Origin of the sequence: Conyzicola sp. (genome assembly GCF_046714715.1) — a bacterium.
In the GTDB taxonomy this organism is placed as follows: Bacteria; Actinomycetota; Actinomycetes; order Actinomycetales; family Microbacteriaceae; genus Conyzicola.
The window spans coordinates 1-12,443 of the sequence record NZ_JBKKAD010000107.1 but is presented as its reverse complement, the minus strand read 5'-3'; the positions used below and the strand labels follow the sequence as shown (position 1 = coordinate 12,443).

Genomic DNA, 12,443 nt, shown 5'->3' with positions numbered 1-12,443 from the left:
GGCGACCGCGATGCGCAGCGCCTGCCCGCCTGACAGCTGGGCGGGCCGACGGTCGGCGAGCTCGAGCGCCTCCACCTCGGCGAGCCAGTGCCGGGCGGTCTCGCGCGACGCGAGCCGCGAGAACCCGGCGCTGCGCGGCCCGAACGCCACGTTGTCCAGCACGCTGAGGTGCGGGAAGAGCAGCGGCTGCTGCGCGAGCAGCGAGACGCCGCGGTCGTGCGGGGGCGTGAACCGCCCGCCACCATCGGTGTCGAACAAGACCGTGTCATCCAGAACCGCGCGTCCCGAGTCGGCCCGCAGCAGCCCGGCCGCGAGGTCGAGCAGCGTCGACTTGCCGGCCCCGTTCGGACCGAGGATCGCGAGCGTCTCGCCGGGGGCCGCGGTCAGCGAGACGTCGAACCCCCGCGACGTGACGCGCGCGTCGAAAGAGAACGTCACAGCGCACCCCGCAGGTAGCGCGTCGATCCGGCCCGGTGGGCGACGCCGACCACGACGACCGCGACGACCACGAGCACGAGAGACAGCGCGACCGCGGTGTCGGGCGACGTCTCGCGCTGCAGGTAGATCTCGAGCGGCAGCGTGCGGGTGGTGCCCTGCAGGCTGCCGGCGAAGGTGAGTGTCGCGCCGAACTCGCCGAGCGCCCGGGCAAACGACAGCACGGCGCCCGAGACGAGCGCGGGCAGCACGAGCGGCAGGGTGATGCGCCGCAGCACCGTCGTCGGCCCGGCGCCGAGCGTCGCACCGACCGCCTCGTAGCGGGTGCCGACCGTGCGCAGTGCGCCCTCGAGGCTCAGCACCAGGAACGGCAGCGCCACGAACGTCTGCGCGAGCACCACGGCCGTCGTCGAGAAGGCGATCGAGATGCCGAGCCCCTCGAGCGTCTGCCCCACGAGCCCGCGCCGCCCGAAGGTGTAGAGCAGCGCGATGCCGCCGACCACGGGCGGAAGCACGAGCGGGAGCAGCACGAGCGCCCGCAGAAGCTGTTGCCCGCGAAAACGCGAGCGGGCGAGCACGAGCGCCATCGGCACCCCGAGGACGATGCAGAGAACGGTCGCCGCGAGCGAGGTGCGCAGGCTGAGCAGAAGAGCCGATACGGATGACTCGGAGGTGACGAGCCCCACGAACTCGCCCCAGTTCACCCGCGTGACCATCGCCGCCAGGGGAAGCAGCACGAACAGCGCCCCCAGCGCCGCGACCACCACGACCCAGCGCGGGATACCCGCGTACCGCGCCGGCTCGGCCACGGTTACGGCGCTCCGAATCCGGCGGCGGCGAGCACTTTCTGGCCGGCCGCGCCGACCACGAAGGCGACGAACGCGCTCGCGACGTCGGGCGCGTCCGAGCCGCCCAGGGCCACGATCGGGTAGACGTTCACGGCCTCGCCCGACTCGTCGAACCCGATACCCTCCACCGCGTCGCCCGCGGCGAGAACGTCGGTGACGTACACGAGGCCGGCGTCGGCCTCGCCCGAAGTCACCTTGCCGAGTACGTCGGTGACCGACGACTCCTCGCTCACCGGCGAGAGGTCGACCCCCGCGACGGTCGCGACGGCTACGGTCGCCGCCCCGCACGGCACGGCGGGGGCGCACACGACGAGCCGCACGTCGGGGTCGGCCAGGTCGGCGAGGCCCTCGACCCGAGCCGGGTTACCGGGCGGAACGGCGATCTCGAGAGAGTTGGTCGCAAAGTCGACCGGAGCCTCCGCGTTCAGGGCCGCATCCGTCACCTTCGCCATATTCTTGGTGTCCGCCGAGGCGAAGACGTCGGCGGGCGCGCCCTCGGTGATCTGTGTCACCAGGTCGCTGGACCCGGCGAAGGCGAGTTCGACGGTCGTGCCCGGGTGCGCGGCCTCGAACTCCCGCGCGAGTTCGGTGAACGTGCCGGTGAGCGAGGCCGCGGCGAACACGGTGATCGATCCGGAGAGCGAGTCGGCGGTCGCCGACGGTGCTGCCGCGGGCTCGGGCGTGGAAGCGCAGCCGGACAGTGCGAGCGCTGCCGCGACGGCAACGAGGACGAGACGTTTCATCTGGTGTGCTCCATGAGTTCGACGACCACGGTCGTGGCCTTGACGCTCGCGGTCGCGAGCGAACCGGGTTCGAGCCCGAGCTCGTCGGCGGCCTCCCGGCTCATGAGCGAGACGACGCGGAAGGGACCGGCCTGCAGCTCGACCTGAGCCATCACGCCGTCCTTCGTCACCCGGGTCACGATGCCGGTGAGGCGGTTGCGCGCGGAGGCGCGGCTCGCGGGGAACGCCGCGGCGAGAGCGGATTCGGCGGCGAGCTCCTGGGCAAGCGCCGCGACCTGAGCGCCGTCGATCACCGCGGGTCCGGACTCGCCGCGGCGCAGGTCGAGCCGTCCGGCGTCGGCCCAGCGCCGCACGGTGTCGTCGCTCACCCCCAGCAAGGCGGCGGCTTCGCTGACCCGAAATTGTGTCACTGCCATGGTGTTGGTCTCCGCAGAATCGTAGTTATACGCAAATAATATCCGTATCTGCGGATAACGGCCCAAACCTGAGCCTGAATCACCCCTAGTCACGGGCCACGATCGCCGTTACCGTTGATCGAATGAGACGCCGCGCCGCTTTCCTCCCCATCTCACTCCTCGCCGCGGCGCTATTAGTAGTCGCCGGTGCGGGCCCGGCGAGCGCCGCCCCCTCCGACGGATACGCGACCTGGGCGGTGGCCGGCACGACCGGCGCGTACACCGGCACCGTCGCCCTGCCCGCAGGATTTCCCGCCACCACCGTGACATCCACCTCTCGCGCCTTCGGCACCTCGTCGGGCAACTCGTCATGGCTGCCAACAAGCTCGCCGGCGGGGCAACTCGTCGGGTCGAGCCAGGGCAAGCCCTACGTGAGCATCAACCCCACCTCGACGACGGTGCCGTCCACAACGACGTTCCGCTTCGCCACCCCCACGCCGGTGGGCGTCTGGGGCGCCGCCTTCGGAGACATCGATGCCGAGTCGCTCACCATTTCGGCGACGGATGCGACCGGAGCACCCGTGGCGGCGGCCGACCTCGGCATCACGTCGTTCAACTACTGTGACGCCACCCCCAACTCGTGTTCGGCGCAGGCGACGCCGCTCACCCTGCCGACGCTGACCAGCACGGCGAATTCTGTCACCGCGGAGGATCCGCTCTGCCCCACCGTCGGCGCCAACTGCAACACGCAGGGTGGGTCCATCTGGATCGCTCCCCTCGTCTCCCTCTCGACCCTGACCATCACGTCGACCTACAAGGCCGGCAGCCCGGCAGCCCAGATGTGGTTCGCCTCCGTGGCGCGCACTGTCGCGGGCGTCATCACCCTGGGCACACTGCCGCCCGTCGTGGTGCAGCTGATCGAGGCCGACGGGGAGGTCGTCGCGTCGACCACGACCGCGGCCGACGGGAGCTTCACCCTGCCGCCCGTGATCCCGAGCGCCACCTATGAGCTGCGGGTCGACCCCGCCGTCGCGCCGAACGCGCCCACCGTGCCGATCGACGTGAGCGTCGGCGACTCGGTGGCCGTGGCGTTCGACGTCGTGCCGTTCCTCGCGGCGCCGACACCTGCCCCGTCGCCGACCGCGGTGCCCGGCCCCAACCCCGTTCCCGCCCCCGCAGTGCCGGCCGCCGCCGCCCCGGCGCCCGCTGAGCTGGCCGACACGGGCACCGACCCGGCGCCCTCCCTCGCCGTCGCAGTCGCCCTGCTCGCCGCGGGCACCGCCGCCATCCTCGCCGCGACGCTCGTCGGCACGGTCCAGCCGCCCCGTCGAGGTCGGCGCGAAAGCTAACCACCTGACACAATCGAAGGCATGCAGCGAACCCCGGCGGAGACGAGTGGCCCGGCAGGCGCGAACAGGTCGATAGACGCGAACCGCTACGCTCGCCAGATCGCACTGCCCGGCTTCGGCCTTGCGGCGCAGCGTTCCCTCGCCGACGCGCGGGTGCTCGTCATCGGGGCCGGCGGCCTCGGCAGCACCGTGATCCCCGCGCTCACGGCCGCGGGGGTCGGCACCATCGGCATCGTCGACGACGACACGGTCGAAACGAGCAACCTGCACCGCCAGTACATCCACGGGCACGCCGACGTCGGCACCCCCAAGGTCGTCTCGGCCGCCAACGCCGCCCACGCTATCGACCCGGCCTCGAACATCAGCGCGCTCGAGACCCGGCTCACGGCCGATAACGCGCTCGGCATCTTCGCCGGCTACGACCTCGTGCTCGACGGCAGCGACAACTTCCCCACCCGGTACCTCGCCAACGACGCCGCCGCGATCACGGGCATCCCGCTCGTCTGGGGCGCCGTGTCGCAGTACGCCGGGCAGGTCGGGCTGGCCTGGGCCGCGAAGGGCCCGCAGTACCGCGACCTCTTTCCCGCTCCCCCGCCCGCCGGCTCGGTGCTGTCGTGCGAGCAGGGCGGCGTCTTCCCCACCGTCGTCGCCGTGATCGGCGCGCTCATGGCCGGCGAGGCCCTCAAGGTGCTCACCGGCAGCGGAACGCCCCTGCTCGGCCGCGTCACCACCTTCGACGCCCTCACCGGCGGTTTCCGTGAGCTCGCCTACGAGCGCGATCCCTCCGCGACATCCATCACCGCCCTCATCGACTACGACGCCTTCTGCGGCGTCGCACCCCGCACCACCACCCCCGAAAGCGAGACCGCCATGAGCGACACCATCTCCCCCGCCGACCTTGCCGCCTCGATCGAGCGCGGTGACGACCTCGTGCTGCTCGACGTGCGCGAGCCGTGGGAGGCCGAGATCGCCAGCCTCCCCGACTCGCTGCTCGTGCCCCTCGGCTCGCTCGAGAGCGTGATCGACAAGCTCGACCCGAGCGAGAACTTCGTCGTCTACTGCCACCACGGCATGCGCTCCGAGTCGGCTCTGCGCGTTCTGCAGCAGCGCGGCTTCGAGCACGCACGCCACCTCACCGGCGGTATCGACGCCTGGTCGCGCGACGTCGACGGCGACGTGGCCCGCTACTGATGGCCCACACCTCCGTCGACCAGCACGCAGCGCTGGTGCGCTCGCTGCTCGCGCGCGCCATGGCCACGGGCACCGAACGTGTTCCGCTCGCCGACGCGCTCGGCCGGGTGACGGCCACGGCGGTCACCTCGCCCGTCGACCTGCCGCTGTTCCGCAACTCGCAGATGGACGGCTTCGCCGTGCGCGCCGCCGACCTGCGCGACGGCGACACGATCCTGCCCATCCTCGGCGAGGTCCCCGCCCGGCGCGGCACGCCCGAACCGCTCATCCCGTCGACGACGGTGCGCATCATGACGGGCGCCGTCGTTCCCGAGGGGGCGGATGCCATCGCGCCGGTCGAGGACGCGACGATCGATGGCAATCTGGTCACCATTCACCGCGCCAGGCGGGCCGGCGAATTCGTGCGCGAGCAGGGCAGCGACGTGCGCGCCGGCGCGGAGCTGCTGCCCGCCGCCCTGCGGCTGGCGTCGCGGCACCTCGCCGTGCTCGCCTCCGCCGGTATCCGCGACGTCGAGGTGCGCTCGCGGGTGCGTGTCGTCGTGATCACCACGGGCGCCGAGCTCGTCGACCCGGGGCAGCCCGTCGACGACGGCCAGATCTACGACTCCAACGGCATCGCCCTCGAGGCGGCGCTGCGGGCGTGCGGCGCCGAGATCGTCGCCTCGATCCGCAACAGCAACGACGATGCCGACCAGCTGCACGACGCCATGTTCGCGGCGGCCGCTGGCGCCGACGTGATCATCACCTCCGGCGGCATCTCGATGGGCGACCACGAGGTCGTGCGCGACGTGCTGACCCCTCTCGGCGGGCGCATCGGCCATATCGCCATGCAGCCCGGCGGACCGCAGGCCACCGGATCGTTCGAGGGCGTGCCCGTCATCAGTTTCCCGGGCAATCCGGTGAGTACGCAGATCTCGTTCGAGATCTTCGTGGCACCGCTGCTGCGCCGGGTCGCCGGGCTTCCTGCCGCTACCCGCGCACCGCGCACGCTCGTGTCCGACCTCGCCTCGATCCCCGGCAAGCGTCAGTTTTTGCGCGGGCGCACAGTCGAGGGTGGCAGAGTGGACCTCGTCGCCGGGCCCGGCTCCCATCTCGTCGCCGGCCTGGCCGCATCCGATGTTCTTATCGACATCCCCGAGACGACTACCGAGCTGAAAGCGGGCGACACCGTGGAAACAATCGAACTGTGAGCGACCGCACTCTCACCCACCTCGACTCCGACGGACGCGCCCGCATGGTCGACGTCGGCGACAAGACCGTGACGAAGCGCACCGCCACCGCGACCGGGCGCCTCGTGACGCGCCCCGACGTGATCGCCCTCGTGCGCGCCGACGACCTGCCCAAGGCCGACGTGCTGGCGACCGCGCGCATCGCCGGAATCCAGGGCGCGAAGAAGACGAGCGAGCTCATCCCGCTCTGCCACACCATCCCGCTCTCGAGCGTCAAGGTCGACTTCGATTTCACCGCCGACTCGATCCTGATCACCGCGACCGCCAAGACCGTCGGACAGACCGGCGTCGAGATGGAGGCGCTCACGGCCGTGACCGTCGCCGCGCTCACCCTCCACGACATGATCAAGGCGGTGGATGCCGCGGCCACGATGACCGACATCCAGTTGCGTGACAAGTCGGGCGGCAAGCACGGCCACTGGACCCGCCCCGCGGCGTCTGAGCCTGTCGGAGGGTCCTCGGCCCCCGTCGAAGGCACCCCCACCAAGCGCCCGCGCCGCTCGAAGCCGCGGGCGAACACCGCGGCCGTCATCGTCGCCTCCACGGCCGGCGCTCTGGGAACGCGGGAAGACACCACGGGCCCCGTGATCGCCGCGTGGCTCACCGCCGCCGGCTACACCGCCGAGCTCACCGTGGTCGCCGACGCCGACATCGCCACCGAGATGGCCCGCGTGCTGAAGTCGGCGCCGGCCGTCATCCTCACCACGGGCGGCACGGGCGTGAGCCCCACCGACCGCACGCCCGAGGCGACTCTCGCCGTGATCGACCGCCAGCTGCCCGGCGTCGCCGAAGCCATCCGTTCGCACGGACTCGCGACCACCCCGATGGCCTCCCTGAGCCGCGCCGTCGCCGGGACCGCCCGCGGCACCGTGATCGTCAACCTGCCCGGTTCGCCCAACGGCGTGAACGACGGGCTCGTCGTGCTCGACGACCTGCTTCCGCACCTCGTGGCGCAGGTGTCGGGCGGCGGACCGCATGCCTGAGGTTCTTGCCCGGATCGCCGATACCGTCATCGACGCGGCTCCGTTGGAAGAGTTCGTGCTGACGCCACAGAACGGCGCGCTCGTGACCTTCCGCGGGATCGTGCGCGACCACGATCACGGCGAGAGCGTCTCCGCGCTCGACTACCAGGCGCATCCGGATGCCGCACGATTTCTCGAGGAGGCCTGCGCTCTCGTCGCGGGCGAGACCGGGTTGCGCATCGCGGCCGTGCACCGCGTGGGGGCGCTGGCGATCGGCGAGACCGCGCTCGTGGCCGCCGCCGCGGCTCCGCACCGCGCCGAGGCGTTCGCCGCCTGCGAGCGCGTGGTCGAGATCATCAAGCAGACGGTGCCGATCTGGAAGCGCCAACACCTGACGGCCGGCGTCACGGAGTGGGTCGGGCTGTAGCGGGCCGACGATCGCTCATGGATTTCGCCCATTGATGGACCGTCTTGTGGAAACGACGATTGCCCTTCCTGTTACGGAACTAAGGTCAACGTGTGAATCGCACCGACCGGCTCTATGCACTCGTTGAAGAGCTGCGGGCTATAGCGCCCCGTCCGAGAAGCGCCCGGTGGCTTGCAGAGAGGTTCGAGGTCAGCTCGCGGACGATCGAGCGGGACCTGTCGGCGTTACAGCTGAGTGGCGTTCCGATCTGGGCGGAACCCGGGCGCACGGGAGGCTACTGCCTCGATCCGGCGCACACATTGGCGCCGCTGAACTTCACTGTCGACGAGGCACTCGCCGTGATGATCGCTCTCGGTACCCTAGGGACCAGCCCGTTCCACGATGCGGCGACCTCGGCACTCCGCAAGGTCGTCGCCGTTACAGACGAGAGCAGCCTGCGAGAGACCGCAGATCTGGCGGCCCGCATCCACCTCCTTGGGGCGCACAAGCCGAACGAGGCACCGCCCGAACTGGCCAATGCACTGCGAACAGGCCACGTTCTGCGGATCGCCTACGTCGACCGGCACGGGTCCGCGACCTTGCGGGATGTAGAACCCATGGGGTTTGTCGGCAAGGGCAGCGACTGGTACCTGATCGCCTGGTGTCGCCTTCGCAACGGCCTCCGCGCGTTCCGGGGCGACCGCATCACCGAGGCGAACCCCCTCAGCGAACGCCCCACACGACGCCCGCTCCGCGCAGAAGACCTCGGCATCGTCTATGGCGAACTGAGCAAAGTCGGCCCAGACGAGAAGTCGGCCTAAACACCGACAGGACGTTGTCGCGTCGCCCACTCAGTATGAGTACTTCGGGCCAGACGGCCCGGCCGAAAGGAACACTATGGACCTCGCATCCATCCGCATCATCACCCACGACGTCGACCGGCTCGCCCGCTTCTACGAGACCGTAACCGGAACAGTCGCCACACGACCCGCCCCTGTCTTCGCCGAGGTCCGAACGAACTCCGGAACCCTCGCGATCGCGAGCACAGCAACCGTCGCGATGCTCGGCGACCAAGCACCTAAGCCGTCCAGCAACAACACGATCATCATCGAATTCCTCGTAGCGGACGTCGACGCCGAGTTCGCCCGGCTACAGGACGATCTCGACGACGTCGTGCTCGAACCCACCACAATGCCTTGGGGGAACAGGTCCACACTGTTCCGCGATCCCGATGGAAACATCGTCAACATCTTCTCCCGGCCGAGCCTCTGAAGCGGCAGCGACAGCTGCCTGAAGTGGTGCTCTGAAGGAATTTCGTGTAACCGGATATCCCGCCGAAAACGGTTTTAGAACCACCTGCCCATTGAACCTGCTCGATCAGTTTCGGCCACGCGCATCGCCGTCGCTCTCCCAGCGCTGCACGTGTCCTGCGATCGGCTGCAACGCGGTGATGAGGTCGTCGCCGCGAGGTGTCAGACGGTAGCGGACCATGACGGGCGTCGTGGGTACAACAGTTCTCTCGACGAGTTCGGCTGTCTCGAGCTGCTTCAGGCGCAGGGTGAGCATTCTTGCCGAGAGACCGGCCACGACCGCCATGATGTCGCTGAATCGTTCGGCTCCGCGCGCGAGGGCGAGGAGGATGCTGGGCGACCACCGCTGGCCGACGACCTCGAGAACCTGGCTGGCGTGACGGCATTCATCTTCGTTGACTTGGTTCCACCCGGCGGAGGATTGGATAGTAGGCGATGGCTGCACTTACCTATCGTAACTGGGTTACCACGTCTTTGCGTCTCCTCTAGATGGTGTCGACCATGGAGTCATGCCTGATTACGACCATCCACTGCGCTTCGGCAGTTTCATCACTCCTCGAAACCAGCCGCCGCACCATCCGGTGGATCTGGCGATGTTCAGCGAGGACGTCGGCCTCGACCTGGTCACGTTCCAGGATCATCCTTATCAGGCGGTGCTGCACGACACGTGGACGCTGCTGACGTGGGTTGCTGCGCGCACCTCGCGCATCCACGTGTCGGGAAATGTGCTGAACCTGCCGTTGCGGCAGCCCGCCGTTCTAGCTCGAGCGATGGCGAGTCTTGATCTGCTCAGCGAGGGCCGCGCAGAGCTCGGTATCGGCACAGGGGGTTTCTTCGATGCGATCGCGTCGATGGGCGCCCCGCTCTTGACCCCGCCGGATGCAGTCAGCGGGTTGGATGAGGCGTTGGACATCATCTGCGGCATATGGGATGTCGCCGACCGGAGCCCGTTGCACATCGACGGGCGGTTCCATCGGGTCGACGGTGCGCAGCGCGGTCCGACACCCGCTCACCGGATCCCGATCTGGGTGGGCGCATACAAGCCGCGGATGCAGAAGATCATCGGGCGGAAGGGCGACGGATGGCTTCCGAGCCTCCCGTGGATGCAACCCGGTGATATCGCCAAGGGCAATCAGAACATTGACGAGTCTGCTCGCCTCGCCGGCCGCGACCCGCGTGAGATTGTGCGGATGATGAACATCGTTCCCCCGGTATCGGCCCAACAGATGGCGCGACTGGCCATCGAAGACGGGGTGTCCGTATTCATACTGGGCAGCGACGACCCCCACGAGATCCGTCGCTTCGCTACGGTCACGGCGGCAGAGATCCGTGACCGGGTGGGCGAGGCGCGATCGGGCGGAAGCCACGGAGAGGCCACACCGTGAATACGCAACTGGGCCCCGGTCTTGCGGATGATCCGCTGCCACGCTCTCTGGTGACACGGGCGCTGCGGCCCCAGCACCCAGGCTATTCCCGGTACACGGCAGGATTCTTCCGGAGCGCCCGCCCCGGCTTGGTGCTGCGCCCCCAGTCGCCGGGCGAGGTACAAGACGCTGTGCGATACGCCCACCGACACCGTGACGTTCCGCTTGGCATCCTGAGCGGCGGCCACGGAATTTCGGGCAGATCCCTGAACGACGGCGGCATCGTGATCGCCGTGGATGCCTTGAACGAGATCACGGTACTGGACGGCAACCGCGCCCGCCTAGGTCCCGGCGCCCGCTGGGGAGACGTCGCGGCCGCACTCGCACCCCACGGACTCTCGCTGTCTGCGGGCGACTCCGGAAGCGTCGGCGTGGGCGGCCTTGCGACCGCGGGCGGGATCGGCTGGCTCGTGCGCGAACACGGGCTGACGATCGACCATCTCCGATCAGTCGACGCAGTAACGGCTGATGGCGAACTCGTACACGCCTCCGCCGACGAGCACCCCGACTTGTTCTGGGCAATGCGCGGCGCGGGCGCGAACTTCGGAATCGCCGTCTCGTTCGAGTTCGATATCGACCCCATCGGTCCGCAGGTTGGTTTCGCGATGCTGGTCTACACACCAAACGATATCGCCGCGTTCCTGAAGGCCTGGGGAACAACTATCGAACACTCCCACCCGAGCGTGACGGGGACACTGATCCTCAGCCCCGGCGGGCGGGGATCCTCGCCCGCACAGGCGCTCATCGTCGTGGACGCGGACGACCCCGACACGGTCATAGAGCGGCTCCGACCGTTCGCAGCGCTGGCACCGCTGGCGAATCAGTCAATCCAACTCATGCCCTATCCGGCTCTCTTGTCCCAGCATGCAGAACAGCACGGCCGCGGCGAACCCCACGGTCACTCGGGCCTGGCCCGACACCTCACCCCCGCCCTCGCGGAGGGTCTTGCCCACCTGCTCGCGTCGAACAGTTCTTTCTTCCTCACTGTGCGGTCCGCGGGTGGTGCGGTCGCCGACACCCCGGCGGATGCCACCGCCTACGCCTGGCGCAAAGCGAACTTTCTCATCGCCACCCTCGGCAGCGGCTCCGCCGACTTCGAAACGCGCTGGACTGGGCTCCTCCCCCACCTTGAGGGCATGTATCTGAGCTTCGAAACCGACACCGGGCCAGGCGTGCTGGCCCGCGCTTTTCCACCCGCGCATCTTGCGCGCTTGCGCACACTGAAACAGGCGTGGGACCCGAGCGGACTGTTCCGCGACAACTTCTTCATCGACCCCACCACCGCAGCACTCACTCATCAACACAACATCTAGGAGATCCATGTCTTTATTCCGTCTTGATGCCAGCATCCGCGAAGATGGGTCCACCAGCCGCGCTCTCGCGGACCTCGTCGAAAAGCACTGGCAGGAAACCGCGCCCGACGCACCCGTAAGCCGCCGCCACATCGGGGTGAACCCCCTGCCCAGTGACGCCTGGGCCACGGCACTCGCCGCGGGCGCTACTTCCGACACCGACCGTACCGAACAGCAACGCCAGGCGCTCACGCTGGCCAGCACCCTGATCGACGAGCTCGACCAAGCCGACGCGTACCTGTTCGCCGTCCCGCTTTACAATTTCGGACCATCGCAACACTTCAAGACCTACGTCGACCTCGTCACCACCGACCCTCGAATGGCCCCCGGCACCGCCACCGTCACTGCGGGGAAGCCAGGCGTCCTCGTAACGGTTCAGGGAGGCAACTACTCCCCCGGCACGCCCAAGGAAGGCTGGGACCACGCCACCGACTGGATGCGCCGCATCCTCGAGGACGTCTGGCACATCGACCTGCGGATCGTCAGCCGCGAATTCACTCTCGTCGGCGTCAATCCCGCCCTCGATGCCTTCACCGACATGGCCGACCAGATCAAAGGGGACGCCGAACACCGGGCACGCGAGCACGGGCGATCTCTCACCATACAAAACCGCGCGGCCTAAACTTGGCGCCCGGAAAAATACGACCGGGCCTAGGCATCCAAGGGCACTAGTCTCGCCGATCAGTGACGCACTGCCCTGTCATCTGACCTGCGCACGCTGATCGCCGCCATCGCGCGAACGGCGCCCCCCCCCGGAAACCCGGGGGCGCCCGGGAAAGTTTAAGGGGGCCCGCGACGG

At 69.0% G+C, this 12,443-nt stretch carries 15 protein-coding genes; 10 read left to right on the top strand and 5 right to left on the bottom strand.

What is annotated here, in order from left to right; all coding sequences use genetic code 11:
• From ACLQ6X_RS08555 to ACLQ6X_RS08540, 4 genes are all read right to left on the bottom strand, one after another.
• A partial coding sequence (locus tag ACLQ6X_RS08555) for an ATP-binding cassette domain-containing protein (RefSeq protein WP_411699751.1) occupies positions 1–438 on the bottom strand: 438 nt, incomplete at its 3' end.
• Positions 435–1,244, bottom strand: coding sequence for an ABC transporter permease (locus ACLQ6X_RS08550; protein WP_411699750.1), 810 nt, complete (start codon positions 1,242–1,244; stop codon positions 435–437). The genes ACLQ6X_RS08555 and ACLQ6X_RS08550, both read right to left, overlap by 4 nt.
• Before the next feature lie 2 nt (positions 1,245–1,246).
• On the bottom strand, positions 1,247–2,026 hold the full coding sequence (gene modA, locus ACLQ6X_RS08545) for a molybdate ABC transporter substrate-binding protein (RefSeq protein ID WP_411699749.1): 780 nt from the start codon (positions 2,024–2,026) through the stop codon (positions 1,247–1,249).
• Entirely contained in the window at positions 2,023–2,436 is a 414-nt protein-coding gene (locus ACLQ6X_RS08540; RefSeq protein ID WP_411699752.1) for a TOBE domain-containing protein, read from the bottom strand. The genes modA and ACLQ6X_RS08540 overlap by 4 nt, the downstream gene beginning before the upstream one ends.
• A gap of 128 nt (positions 2,437–2,564) precedes the next feature.
• On the opposite strand from ACLQ6X_RS08540, the gene ACLQ6X_RS08535 reads away from it, so the two are divergent.
• From ACLQ6X_RS08535 to ACLQ6X_RS08505, 7 genes are all read left to right on the top strand, one after another.
• Complete coding sequence (locus tag ACLQ6X_RS08535) at positions 2,565–3,770, top strand: hypothetical protein (RefSeq protein WP_411699748.1); 1,206 nt, start codon at positions 2,565–2,567, stop codon at positions 3,768–3,770.
• Positions 3,771–3,791: 21 nt separating this feature from the next.
• The gene (locus ACLQ6X_RS08530; RefSeq protein WP_411699747.1) at positions 3,792–4,961 is read left to right on the top strand and encodes a ThiF family adenylyltransferase; all 1,170 of its coding nucleotides are present in this window, start codon (positions 3,792–3,794) and stop codon (positions 4,959–4,961) included.
• Entirely contained in the window at positions 4,961–6,151 is a 1,191-nt protein-coding gene (gene glp / locus ACLQ6X_RS08525) for a gephyrin-like molybdotransferase Glp (protein ID WP_411699746.1), read from the top strand. The genes ACLQ6X_RS08530 and glp overlap by 1 nt, the downstream gene beginning before the upstream one ends.
• A complete protein-coding gene (gene moaCB / locus ACLQ6X_RS08520; RefSeq protein WP_411699745.1) occupies positions 6,148–7,173 on the top strand; it encodes a bifunctional molybdenum cofactor biosynthesis protein MoaC/MoaB in 1,026 nt (341 codons plus the stop codon). The genes glp and moaCB overlap by 4 nt, the downstream gene beginning before the upstream one ends.
• Positions 7,166–7,579 (top strand): molybdenum cofactor biosynthesis protein MoaE, encoded by a 414-nt coding sequence (locus tag ACLQ6X_RS08515; protein ID WP_411699744.1) that lies wholly within the window; start codon positions 7,166–7,168, stop codon positions 7,577–7,579. The genes moaCB and ACLQ6X_RS08515 overlap by 8 nt, the downstream gene beginning before the upstream one ends.
• A gap of 92 nt (positions 7,580–7,671) precedes the next feature.
• Positions 7,672–8,379: a helix-turn-helix transcriptional regulator gene (locus ACLQ6X_RS08510; RefSeq protein ID WP_411699743.1), complete on the top strand. Its 708-nt coding sequence runs from the start codon at positions 7,672–7,674 to the stop codon at positions 8,377–8,379.
• A 76-nt stretch (positions 8,380–8,455) separates the two neighbouring features.
• Complete coding sequence (locus tag ACLQ6X_RS08505) at positions 8,456–8,830, top strand: VOC family protein (RefSeq protein WP_411699742.1); 375 nt, start codon at positions 8,456–8,458, stop codon at positions 8,828–8,830.
• A 105-nt stretch (positions 8,831–8,935) separates the two neighbouring features.
• On the opposite strand, the gene ACLQ6X_RS08500 is transcribed toward ACLQ6X_RS08505, so the two are convergent.
• Entirely contained in the window at positions 8,936–9,313 is a 378-nt protein-coding gene (locus tag ACLQ6X_RS08500) for a winged helix-turn-helix transcriptional regulator (RefSeq protein ID WP_411699741.1), read from the bottom strand.
• Between the two features lie 64 nt (positions 9,314–9,377).
• On the opposite strand from ACLQ6X_RS08500, the gene ACLQ6X_RS08495 reads away from it, so the two are divergent.
• The 3 genes from ACLQ6X_RS08495 (at position 9,378) to ACLQ6X_RS08485 (ending at position 12,266) form a co-directional block, all read left to right on the top strand.
• The gene (locus tag ACLQ6X_RS08495) at positions 9,378–10,253 is read left to right on the top strand and encodes an LLM class flavin-dependent oxidoreductase (protein ID WP_411699740.1); all 876 of its coding nucleotides are present in this window, start codon (positions 9,378–9,380) and stop codon (positions 10,251–10,253) included.
• Positions 10,254–10,423: 170 nt separating this feature from the next.
• On the top strand, positions 10,424–11,605 hold the full coding sequence (locus ACLQ6X_RS08490) for an FAD-binding oxidoreductase (protein WP_411699739.1): 1,182 nt from the start codon (positions 10,424–10,426) through the stop codon (positions 11,603–11,605).
• A gap of 7 nt (positions 11,606–11,612) precedes the next feature.
• Positions 11,613–12,266 carry an FMN-dependent NADH-azoreductase gene (locus ACLQ6X_RS08485; protein WP_411699738.1) on the top strand — a complete coding sequence of 218 codons (654 nt, stop codon included), beginning with the start codon at positions 11,613–11,615 and terminating at the stop codon, positions 12,264–12,266.
• Positions 12,267–12,443: the final 177 nt, after the last annotated feature.